Consider the following 9,423-nt stretch of genomic DNA (forward strand, 5'->3'; position numbering starts at 1 on the left):
ATGACTATAAACAATATAGTCATAGACTCACATATCGCTCACTTAATAATAAATTTGCTGATAACCACATTCTTAAAAACAGCTGTACCGCCATCGGCAAAAAGGGTAATTCCCTGATCATCCATACGAGGGAAGATTAAATTGGAGTGCACCACTGCTCCATCGTCTACAAAAACTTCGATACTGGTCTTATCGACTAGAATTTTCAGGTGAACGTTTTTATGGTTCACGTCAAAGGGCGCCTTGCTCTCCACATAGGCTCCACTCTGATCCGGCTGTCCTGTATATCCTCTGTTAACATAAGAGTATTGGCCTTCCAATGAAACGCCGACATCCACATGACGTTTGCCATCCTTCGATTCTCGTAGTCTCAAGCCTGCATTTTTAAGCGTTGACCATGAAATATCCGCCTCTAGCTGATAAGCTTCTGCCTTCACCGGAAGCGTGTACGTACCATTCACCCTGATCTGTTCAAATGACTTCATTGAGGTTGGCAATTGCTTCAAAGCTTCGATCGGCTGTGAAACCAAGCGATACCCTAGTCCGTCTACTTGTTTCAGTCGAATTTGACGAACGATGGAGTCCATCCCGTTAAAGCCTTCTTTTAGCGTAGGCGTGTTGTTGGCATAATCCCAATTGTTCATCCAGGCCAGCGCATAACGGTGGCTGTATTTATCGTTGCCTTTTCCTTCCTCGAACGTCACCGCCCCATACCAATCAAAGCCGTAATCCAGCCACTCGGGCTTACTATCGTCCGGGGAAAAATGGTTCCCATCGAAATTTCCCGTCCAATAGGCATATGTGTTAGGTTCTCCTGTTGATTTCCCATTTGCGCTTGCGCCCAGAATCCACTTATAGGTTCCATCGTCCGCTCGCATTTGGTAGAGGTCGGGACACTCCACAAGTCCGATATTTTCGGTGCTAAAGCCACTCATATAACGCCATTTCTTTAAGTTGTCAGACTCATAAAAGCCAATCTTCGTACCTTCCGCCATGACCATGATCCATTTATTGCTGCGCATATCCCATATGATTTTCGGGTCTCTGAAATCCCGGGTACCCGGATTCTTCATCACAGGAGTGTCGCTATAAGAAGTAAATGTCTTGCCTTTGTCGATGCTATACCATAAAAATTGCTCTTGCTTTCCTCCATTGGCAGACGGCTGCGTCACAATAGCGACCAGAGCACCTTTGCCAAACCCTGCACTGTTGTTATCATCGCTCACTACCGAGCCAGACCACGGGTCACCATTCGGATTGGTATATTTGGGGATCGACACGCCCTCATCCTGCCAATGAACCAAATCAGTTGAGGTGGCGTGCCGCCATTCTGTACCATTTTTTTCAGGATAATCTCGGTTATATAAATAGTAATAATGGTATTTCCCATCCATATAAATGGGCCGCTGCGGATCATTTTTCCACTTATCCGGAACAGTAAAATGATAGGCCGCCCGATAGGTCGGGTTTGTAGGAGGTATTGGAGTTTTGCTCGCATCCCATTGGTACATACTCCAACCCATAGCTATGAAGATAGTTAAGCCTGTGATGACTACAACGGATCGTATCCAAATGCTCTTGGAAGCTATTTTTTTCATTATGACGATCCTCCTTACCTCCCATTGCATCGTTATGTACCGTCCGAAGACGACAGATCGGTCAGCTACCAAGCTGCCGTCTTCGGACATGCTGCATCTACCTACTTATTTCTTTCCATACTCATATGGAGGTTCTTTTTTGTCATCCGTTGGATCAATCGTGATTTGCCCTTGCTCCAGAATACCGTTTTTCACAACAGAGGTTTTCGAGCCTTTAATATTCAACAGGAAGCTTGGTGCGAAAGTGGACTTGTGATCCGGGAAAAGCCCTCGATTGGTCATATAGCTCGAAACGACTACGTTATTTCCTTTACCTTGCGGGATAGCAAAATGGGCATAAGTCCAGGTAATATCATCACGATCCAGATCCTGATGAAGAACGAGACCGGTTCCATTCAACGGTTTGTAAGGCCCAGTCAAGGAAGTAGAAGCATAACCCAGCATGTAAATATCATCGTCACCGATCGCATCAACAGTCACCTTGGAACCTCTTGTGCTCGTAAATAAGTACCACAAACCATTCATCTTGAACACATTCGCCCGTTCAATTTCATCCGTTACCAGATTGGACGCAATCAAAGGAGGCATTACTTTTTTCAAAGTATAATCATTATTCAATTCAACGATGCCCAGTGCGCCGTTGGCCAATTCAGCTCCCTTTTTCTTGGGACTTTGCAACAGATTACGTAGCTCTTCCGTGAAGAATTCGTTATTGCCACCATAATAAGCTGAGTTTTGGAGAGAATCTTCGCCCTGGTAGCCTGTTTCTGTCCCTGTGTTCGCTTCAAATATAATATATTTGTGGCCTTGATCCTCGACATAGTGCGGGTCTCTAAACGTATGGTTATCCATATCTACACCGACGCTTTGCTGAACATTTTGATAGGTTTTACCATCTCCACCGTCATAGATCGGTTTCAAATCCTCGACACCATCCACTTTCAGTGTCTCCTCATCAGGCTGAGAGAGATTAATTTGAGCCGTAGTCAAGGTTTGTTTACCGTATAGTTGGTTACTCGGCTCAAAGGGCTGTCTGCTGGTATAAAATAAACGTACTTGTCCATCAGAGGTTAAGGTAGCAGAACCGGACCATTCTTCTGACTGATTTTTTAGAATCGGATCGTTTGCAAGTAATTTATCATTGTCTTTAAATACTCTTCCGGCATTTTTCCAGCCGCTCAGCGAGGTATTACCCGCTTTTTGATAGAACAGATATATAAATGTATCCTCTGCTCTTTTAGGATCGCCTGCCAACCCAAAAACGATATTATACCCTTTGTAATTGGCTACTGTGCCATCGGCATTTTGTAACGGCCAAGAGTCCCAGACATCGAAATCAATCAGCTTGCCTGAGCTGTCGCGGCCTTTTGCGGAAGGAATATTCTTAATTGTAGATGCATCAAAGGACGGAACCTCAAATTTCTCTTTACCTTGCTGTTTGAAAATATTCAACATGTCATGGCGTGTAATTTGGGTAAATGCATTGTCTGTTTTGAGATCAGATTCATCCGTTTCTTTAGCAAAAGCTTGAATGCCCCCTCCCAATAGCATTGTGGTTGCTACCGTTAATGTGGTGGCTTTTCTGAAAATTTTGTTGATTTTCAAGTACTTCATCTCCCTTGTTCTAATTAATCCATCTAGATTAGAAACCAACTTTTTTGGTTGGTAGGGCCATTTTATATGGTATGACAAACGATTGATATAGACTGAAAATCCCCTTTATTAAGGCTGAAAACAGGATGCTCACTGAATTTTATCCTCATATTTTCCTAGTAAATTTCTAAAAATTTTGCTTTTTTTCATTCATATTACATTCAGAAAAAAATGTTACTTGCTTTTTTTGCATATTTAGTTTTGCTAGGTTACTTGCTTCATTTTCATCCAAAATCATTCAAAAAAAATCACAAAAAGCTCTATTTGCAAACGAATTCAAAAAAATAGTTCTATCGTACCAAACAATTCAATTAAGAAATAATTTTGTATGACGCTTTATTGAGTCTAATTTACCATTTAATTACTTATATAACTATTAACATATTCTAATTCTGACATAAAAAAAATAGATCAAAACTCCAGTTCATTCTTAACTGCTGCGTGTCACAGAGGGTACTGTATAGCAAAAACCAGTAGTTAAATCTGAAAAACTAAATAGTTGAAGTTGAAAAAAGACAGCCCGGACCCTTATTGGGGTGTCCCGGACTGTCTCTTTTAATGAAGAATTCGTATTCTCTTTTACGCGTGTTCTCTCTGTGGTGACATTATGCGTTGCTCTGCTCCTTCTTCTGTACCCGGTGCGCGGTTTCGCAGCCCGAGCACGACAAACCAGCTAATCACCGCAATGACGACCATGATGATAAACAGGGAATGCAGACTGTTTTCCAATACAGAACGGAGTATCCCCGCTGCCTGTTCACTCAGACTTTGTGATGCATGAGGTGCAAGCAGACCATTAATATCCTCCTGTGTAATGCCTTGCTGTGTAAGCTGTCCGTCCGCTGTCTGGGCAGCAATGCGATAATTCAGCCAAGATCCGAAGGCTGCGACCCCAATCGTTTGCCCCAGCGTGCGCAGAAACGTATTCAAAGCTGTGGAGGCACCACGCAGCTGGAAGCCGACCGAGGACTGGGCAATAATCGTAAACACGGTCATCGAGAAGCCAAAGCCCAATCCGTACAATAATGTAGACAGAAAGAGCAGCCCGATCGGTGTCGTTTCCCCCATCAAGGTCATGACGAAGGCCCCCAACACAATCAGGGTTAGCCCGATCAACGAGGTTCGAAGCGAACCCAGCGTCAGTAAAATGCGCCCTCCGATCATGGAGCCAAACAGCCAGCCGACCGACATCGGAGCGAGGGCCAGACCGGATGAAGCGGCATCGCCACCATGCACGCCTTGAATCCATAGTGGTAGATAGCTGGTCAGCCCGATCAGCAAGGTGCTGACCAGAAGCGCTGCGGCACAGGAAAAAGCAATATCCCGTATACGGAATAGCTTCAGGGGTACCATCGGTTCCTGAGCACGTTTTTCAATAACCAAAAACAGAATCAGGAACAATATGGCTACGGCAGCCAAGGCCAGCAATTCAGGAGAAGCCCAGCTGATATACTGCCCGCCCAGTGCCAATACGAGCAAAAGGGCCGTCATCCCGATGGTAAAGGTAATTGCTCCCGACACGTCGACACGCGCAACGCGCTTGCTTACCTGTTCCCGCAGGTAACGGGCGATGAAGAACATCGCCAGCAGTCCAAAGGGAATGTTAAAGCCGAAAATCCATTCCCAGCCAAAATAAGTAACCACGTAACCGCCCAAGAGAGGCCCGATCAAGGAAGAAATCCCCCATACCGAGCTGATCATTCCCTGGACTTTGCCGCGTTCCTCCATTTTGTATATATCTCCGATGATGGTAAAGGTAACGGGAATAACACCGCCCGCTCCAATCCCTTGGATAGCTCGGTACACAATAAGCTGCTCCATACTGCCAGCTAGCATACACAGCAAAGATCCAAGCACAAACAACGAACAGCCAATCAGAAAAATCGGCTTACGGCCAAATAAATCACTAAGCTTACCGAAAATAGGCGTGGTTACAGCCATCGTCAGCAAATATGCCGTAAAAATCCAGCTGAGCAAATTCACACTGCCCAGTTCACTAACAATAGTCGGCCCTGCTGGACCGATAACCGTTCCTTCAATCGCGGCCAGAAACGTCGCCAACAGAACACCTGTCAGCACAAGCCCACGCTTCATGGGTTTATCTTTTCCCAAGCAAATCACAGATCCTTTCCTTGTATAAGCTGTGTTGTACCTGTCGATTCGCCTGCACCGAATCGGTATTACCCACACTGCATAATCGTAAACAGGCGGCCTATAATAGGCCGCCTGTTTTGTACGATGTATATATATTATTGTCTACATACACTCAATTTTTGTCAACTGTAATCGTTTGATAAATCTCACTATTTTCCAATTTAAAGAGATGCCCCTCTTCCATATGCAGAACATGGCTGGCAAAGCTTTCGGCTACCTGCATATCGTGGGTGATGATCAGGAAGGCTGCACCTTCGGCAGACTGTTCTGCGCACATACGGAGCAGGACGTTTGCTCCTTCGTAATCCGTTCCGGCGGTAGGCTCATCCAAAATGTACAGTTTTTTCGGCAGGATAAACTGTGCCGCTACGCTCAAGAGCCTTTTTTCGCCTCCGCTCAGCAGGTACGGGGAGGCATCCAGCCTGCGATCCAGCCTGGCGGCTGCAAGCAAGCGCTGTGCCCTTTCCTCATACGCGGCGGGAATCGGCTCTCCGCTCCGTAAACCGAGCTTGGCGCGAACGCTGTACAGACATTCCTCCCACACCGTCGCTGCCGCAAACTGATGCTCAGGCTGCTGGAATACATAGCCGATCTCGGTGGCAAGCTGGTGAATTGACAGCTTCGCCATATCCTCTCCCTCCCACCACATACACCCTTTGGGTGTGGGCAGCAGGCCCATGAGCAGCTTGCCAAGCGTGGTTTTGCCGGAGCCGTTCTCGCCCAGCAGAACGGCTCGTTCGCCGGGCGCAAGGGCAAGGCTTACGCCTGCCAGCGCTGCCCGCTGGCTGCCGGGATAGGTGAAGGCAAGTCCCTTCACCTCCAGCAACGGCTGCCCGGTGCAGTCAGCCGCCGAGCCGGGCTTCGCCCCCGGCTCACGCGGCACGTCTCCCCTCCCTGCGGGAGAGGGGAGCAGCCCCAAGGCCGCCAGCTGCGCAGCATGTTGGCGCAGCAGCGTTTCCGGCGGGCCTTGCAGCAGCACGGTCCCGCCCTTCAGGACGATGACGCGCTGCGCTGCCCGCGCGGCATCGTCCATGCGGCCGGACGCGGTGACCACCGTCCGGCCTGCGGCATGAAGCCGCCGGCATAGCAGGGCGAAATCGCGTACAGCCGGCGGGTCCAGCTGAGCCGCTGCGTCGTCGAACACGACCAGCGGCGCTTCCAGCGCCAGCACCGCAGCAATGGCGGTGCGTTGGCGCTGGCCTCCCGAGAGGCGACGCACGAAGGAGCCGCGTTCGGGAGCAAGGCCGACGGCCTCCAGCGCAGCAGTGAGGCGCTGCGCAATTTCTGCCGGAGGCACGCGCAGGTTCTCCGGCCCGAAAGCAATCTCGTCTTCGACGATTCCCTGCACCAGCTGGGCATCCGGGTCCTGAAGCACGACGCCGACGGTGGAGGCGACAGCAGCCAGGTCAGCCGTATCGGGGTCCATCCCGTACACGGTTAGCTCCCCAGTCCGTTCCCCCTCGCCGGAACGGGACAATCCACCATGGAGTAGCTGGCACAGCGTAGACTTTCCACTTCCGCTGGCTCCGACAATCGCTACATGCTCACCTACCATAATATCCAGCGTCAAGCCATGTAACGCTGGCTCGGCCTGATCATCATAACGGTAGCCAAAATCCTTCAAGGACACGGCTATTTTACATCCAGATTCATAATCGCTATGTTCATTCATCACCAAAATGTCCTCTATCCCCATTTTTGAAGGATACAACCTCGTACAAAGTCATAGCTATGCACGCGAAGCGCGTCCCAGTTCAAACCGTTTTAACAGACCCGTACGATTCAAGGCATCGCCCAACACTTTCGTGAGCAGACCACACAGGATGATACCGCTGAGCATGCGCACGACCAGTGTAATTGTAAGCACCTTCCAGCCCCAATGCATATAGCCAAACATATTGGCTGCCACGATAAACCACAACGGAACCATAGCTCCACCCGCCAGCATCAGCGAAACCGCATTCCAGCGTCGATATCGCAATAAAGCAAATACCAATTCAGCAACGATCATATAGCAGACAGCCGCCGCGATGATTGCAGCGAATCCATAAGCAGAGCCTATGAAGGACTGTACCACTGCGCCAAATGAATAAGCAATAACCGCCGTACCCGGCTTACGAATAATATAATAAGCCAGCAAACCGTATATCATGTATAGTCCAACAATAACGGAAGTCGCGATAGGCCCTCCCAGACTGTTTAACGTTTTGTTAACCAGCGACAAATAAACAGTCATGACGCCGTTCAACGTTGCCAGCATCGCCATCAGCACGATATCCAGCGTCGTAAATTTTGCGAAAATACGAGATTCCTTCATATGTATTTTCATAACTCCTCTCCATAATCTAATTGTTTAAGGTAACAGCCCCGTTCCCTGTACAAGCTGCTACTGTATAAATGTATTCACCCGCTCTTATATTGTCAACCAAAATTTATTTTAAAAGTTGACAATAAGATTAAAAAAAGGGGTGTCGTTTATAAGCTCCACCATAAAACAGCCGTAGCTATTACAGCGACCATAGCGACCATAGTACCTAGATAGCTGGAACGTCCACTCTCCAGAGTGCGAAAATAAGTCCGGTCTGCATAAGCACCAAAACCTTTTCCCTCCATAGCCAGCGCAGTCTGCTGGACTCGTCTCACCGCATTCACGAGTACGGCAGCCGCATATCCGCTCCAATAGGCTAAACGATTTCTCAGCCCTCGTGGTGGTTCCTGCCCACGAACCCGCCGTGCCGCCATAATTGTACGTCCTTCTTCTTCCAGCAAAGGCAAAAACGTCAGCGCCACCGAAATACCGAACGCAAACCGATAAGGAACACGCAAACGCAGATTCAAAGCCTGTACAAAATCTCTGGGGTCCGTTGTCGAGAGATAGATATAAGAAGCCAAAAACAGTACAAAAATCCGCAGCGTTAACGCCCCTGCGATATCCAGTCCTTCTGCTGTAATCACAATCGGTCCCCAGGACATCATTGTATGTCCTTCACGAATCGCCAGAATAGACAGTATAAAATACGGAATACCCAAACCAATCAGGAATGACATTGCCCGAAGCTGGCGTACCAAGGTCAGACGTGCGCCTAGCCAGGCCACAGCGATCAGTACAGCCAATAGCGCCGCTTCATGCAGCGTCGAATCCCATGCCATCGACAGCAGACTAAAGCACCCCACCCAAATCAGCTTACTTAATGGTCCCAGCCTGTGCAACAGTGACGACCCGCCGTTATACTGAAACAGCATTGCGTTTCGCCTCCAGTCTGAGCCACTCCTCATGCAGTAAAGAATACATCAGCATATCCTTAAAGCCTGTAGACGTATGCTGCACCTGCCGCAACAGCCCTTCCTGTGTCCAGCCCATTGAGGACAGCAAGGCTTGCGAGCCTGTATTGCGCGGGTCCACCAATGCTTCCATCCGATTCAACCGTATCGTGTTATACCCGAATGACAGCACCAACCGCAGCGCCTCGGTCATGTAGCCCTGTCGCCAATAGCGCTTGGCCAGCTCATAGCCAATTTCAGCTTTATAAGCCCCCTCGGTCTGCCAATAATTAAAGCCGCAGCTTCCAATCAGCTTTCCGTTCTCCTTCAGTTCGATTCCCCAGCGCAGTGCATCCTCCGTCTTCGCGAGATCATTCAACAGCTCAATCATATCCTCTGCATCCTCACGTCCAGACATACCGGAAAGGTTCAAATAACGGCGAACCTCCGCGTCAGACCAGCACGTGAACATTGCAGCTGCATCCGCGGTTTCCATCCTTCGTAGACGAAGTCGCGGGCCTTCCAGCGGTGGTATATGCCCCTTACATGCATATGCACACATGTTCAATCATCCTTCCTGCATCTAATGACAATAAATATACGCTACATTTAAGCATACACCTCTAACAAACACAACCTTCTTTAAGGTTGACAGATTGTCGAGAAACCCCGTCTTTTTGAGACGCGGGTTCTTTTTCTTTACATAATAATGGTCTGGTATCTGGGAGAAACGGGGTGTTACCCCTGTTTCTCCAGG

Annotated in this window: 7 protein-coding genes; all 7 read right to left on the minus strand. The window is 48.5% G+C overall.

The window, feature by feature from the left end; all coding sequences use genetic code 11:
- Window positions 1-38: 38 nt before the first annotated feature.
- A complete protein-coding gene (locus tag LCF57_RS18870; protein ID WP_318840716.1) occupies window positions 39-1,598 on the minus strand; it encodes a glycoside hydrolase family 32 protein in 1,560 nt (519 codons plus the stop codon).
- A gap of 105 nt (window positions 1,599-1,703) precedes the next feature.
- On the minus strand, window positions 1,704-3,203 hold the full coding sequence (locus tag LCF57_RS18875; protein WP_318840717.1) for a glycoside hydrolase family 68 protein: 1,500 nt from the start codon (window positions 3,201-3,203) through the stop codon (window positions 1,704-1,706).
- 627 nt (window positions 3,204-3,830) lie between these two features.
- Window positions 3,831-5,345, minus strand: a complete 1,515-nt coding sequence (locus LCF57_RS18880; protein ID WP_226002080.1) for an MDR family MFS transporter — start codon at window positions 5,343-5,345, stop codon at window positions 3,831-3,833.
- 172 nt (window positions 5,346-5,517) lie between these two features.
- On the minus strand, window positions 5,518-7,077 hold the full coding sequence (locus LCF57_RS27955) for an ABC transporter ATP-binding protein (protein WP_318840719.1): 1,560 nt from the start codon (window positions 7,075-7,077) through the stop codon (window positions 5,518-5,520).
- A 57-nt stretch (window positions 7,078-7,134) separates the two neighbouring features.
- Window positions 7,135-7,722, minus strand: coding sequence for an ECF transporter S component (locus LCF57_RS18895; protein WP_226002088.1), 588 nt, complete (start codon window positions 7,720-7,722; stop codon window positions 7,135-7,137).
- A gap of 158 nt (window positions 7,723-7,880) precedes the next feature.
- A complete protein-coding gene (locus LCF57_RS18900) occupies window positions 7,881-8,648 on the minus strand; it encodes an energy-coupling factor transporter transmembrane component T family protein (protein ID WP_226002081.1) in 768 nt (255 codons plus the stop codon).
- Window positions 8,632-9,228 (minus strand): GNAT family N-acetyltransferase, encoded by a 597-nt coding sequence (locus LCF57_RS18905; protein WP_226002082.1) that lies wholly within the window; start codon window positions 9,226-9,228, stop codon window positions 8,632-8,634. Before LCF57_RS18905 ends, LCF57_RS18900 begins: the two co-directional genes overlap by 17 nt.
- Between the last annotated feature and the right edge of the window lie 195 nt (window positions 9,229-9,423).

It is taken from the genome of Paenibacillus sp. BJ-4, assembly GCF_020404765.1.
Lineage (GTDB): Bacteria > Bacillota > Bacilli > Paenibacillales > Paenibacillaceae > Paenibacillus.

Coding starts and splice junctions, on each gene's coding strand:
- LCF57_RS18870 (WP_318840716.1), bottom strand. CDS start 1,598: ATGAAAAAAATAGCTTCCAAGAGCATTTGGATACGATCCGTTGTAGTC.
- LCF57_RS18880 (WP_226002080.1), bottom strand. CDS start 5,345: ATGAAGCGTGGGCTTGTGCTGACAGGTGTTCTGTTGGCGACGTTTCTG.
- LCF57_RS27955 (WP_318840719.1), bottom strand. CDS start 7,077: ATGAATGAACATAGCGATTATGAATCTGGATGTAAAATAGCCGTGTCC.
- LCF57_RS18895 (WP_226002088.1), bottom strand. CDS start 7,722: ATGAAGGAATCTCGTATTTTCGCAAAATTTACGACGCTGGATATCGTG.
- LCF57_RS18900 (WP_226002081.1), bottom strand. CDS start 8,648: ATGCTGTTTCAGTATAACGGCGGGTCGTCACTGTTGCACAGGCTGGGA.
- LCF57_RS18905 (WP_226002082.1), bottom strand. CDS start 9,228: ATGTGTGCATATGCATGTAAGGGGCATATACCACCGCTGGAAGGCCCG.